The 1,548-nt window shown below is 65.8% G+C and carries 2 protein-coding genes; both read left to right on the forward strand.

The window, feature by feature from the left end:
* Positions 1-35 precede the first annotated feature (35 nt).
* The gene (locus KDH09_00005) at positions 36-947 is read left to right on the forward strand and encodes an alpha/beta fold hydrolase (protein MCB0218046.1); all 912 of its coding nucleotides are present in this window, start codon (positions 36-38) and stop codon (positions 945-947) included.
* 11 nt (positions 948-958) lie between these two features.
* Positions 959-1,507, forward strand: coding sequence for a cob(I)yrinic acid a,c-diamide adenosyltransferase (locus KDH09_00010; protein ID MCB0218047.1), 549 nt, complete (start codon positions 959-961; stop codon positions 1,505-1,507).
* The last annotated feature ends 41 nt before the right edge of the window (positions 1,508-1,548 follow it).

The following is a 1,548-nucleotide window of genomic DNA, read 5'->3' on the forward strand; positions in this document are numbered from 1 at the left end:
AAGAACTTTCGGCCTAAACGGCCCCTTTTGAAGCAATGAGCGAGATCGTCTTTACCGTAAATTCCATGGATGGCTGGCGCCAGAGCGTCGCCTACCACGCCCCCGCGCTGGGCATGCAGCCGCGCGGCGCGCTGTGGATGGGACATGCCATGATGGCCAACCGCCGGAGCCTCGACCGGCCTGTCGGTGAAGGACTGGCCAGCACGCTGGCGGCCGCCGGTTTTCATGTCTACAACGCCGACATCCGCGGTCACGGGGAGAGCGGTCCACTGGCATCGGAGTCGGGACGCTGGAGCTATGACGACATCGTCTTGAAAGACATCCCGGCGCTAAGCCACTGGGTCAAGGAGCGCCACCCGGACCTGCCGCTCGTTGTGGTGGGACATTCGCTCGTGGGGCACGGCACGCTGGCCAGTCTTGGGCAGGTGCCGGGCCAGCCGGTGGACGCCGTGGTCTCGGTGGCATCGAACGCCTGGGTGCGCCAGCTCGAACGCTCGCCGGTGCGCTGGATGCGAAAGCGAGCGGCGCTTGTTCCCTTCATCGGGATTTCGAGAGCCTTCGGGTATTTTCCCGCGCGACGTCTCAAAGTCGGCAGCGAGGACGAGGCGCGCGCCTATGTCGAGCAGTTCGATCAGTGGGCCAGCTCTGACCGCTGGGGAAGCGCCGATGGTACGCGCGACTACCTGGCGGGTCTGGCGAAGGTCACGCAGCCGGTGCTCGCCATCTCCGGGGCGGCAGATACCCTGCTCTGCCCCACGCGCGACTGCCGCGCGTTCCACGCCCGGCTGAGGAATGCCCCGGTGACCTACTGGGAGGTCTCACGCCACTCGCGTTTCGGCTACGATGCCAACCACATGTCGCTGGTGACCAGCAAGCGCGGCGCGCGCCTGTGGCAGGAAATCGCCCGCTGGACCACCGAAACCCTCGCGGCGCGGGGCGCCGCCTGATCGGAGCATTCATGAAGATCTATACCAAGACCGGTGACAAGGGCGAGACGGCCCTGTTCGGTGGCAAGCGGGTTTCGAAGACGCATCCGCGCATCGCGGCTTACGGCACCGTCGATGAACTCAACTCCGTTGTCGGGCTGGCTGCTGCCGGTTGCTGCGAGGAGTCGGTGCGCGCCCTGCGGCGCATCCAGCACGACTTGCTCGACGTGGGTGCGGAGCTCGCCACCCCGGCGGAGAACGAGGCGGCGCTGGCGCGCTCGGCGCTCATCACTGAAGAGCGCGTGGACTGGCTCGAAGCGGAAATGGATCGCATGGAAGAGCATCTCAAACCGCTGGAGACCTTCATCCTGCCCGGCGGCAGCGCCGGGGCGGCGGGACTTCATCTGGCGCGCACGGTGTGCCGACGCGCCGAGCGCGAGATCCTCGAACTCGACGAGGGCGAGGTGCGCGGCGTGCTCATTCGTTACATCAATCGTCTTTCGGACTACTTCTTTGTGCTCGCACGCGATGAGAACCGATTGAATCACACGCCCGACATTTCGTGGGAGAAACCCAAATGAGCGACAACGAAGAAGAATCCCCGCGGCCCTCGCGCGGGCCG

Source organism: Chrysiogenia bacterium (genome assembly GCA_020434085.1).
GTDB lineage: Bacteria > JAGRBM01 > JAGRBM01 > JAGRBM01 > JAGRBM01 > JAGRBM01.

Excerpts from the sequence above, each read along its gene's own strand:
- KDH09_00005 (MCB0218046.1), top strand. The coding sequence starts at position 36 with ATGAGCGAGATCGTCTTTACCGTAAATTCCATGGATGGCTGGCGCCAG.
- KDH09_00010 (MCB0218047.1), top strand. The coding sequence starts at position 959 with ATGAAGATCTATACCAAGACCGGTGACAAGGGCGAGACGGCCCTGTTC.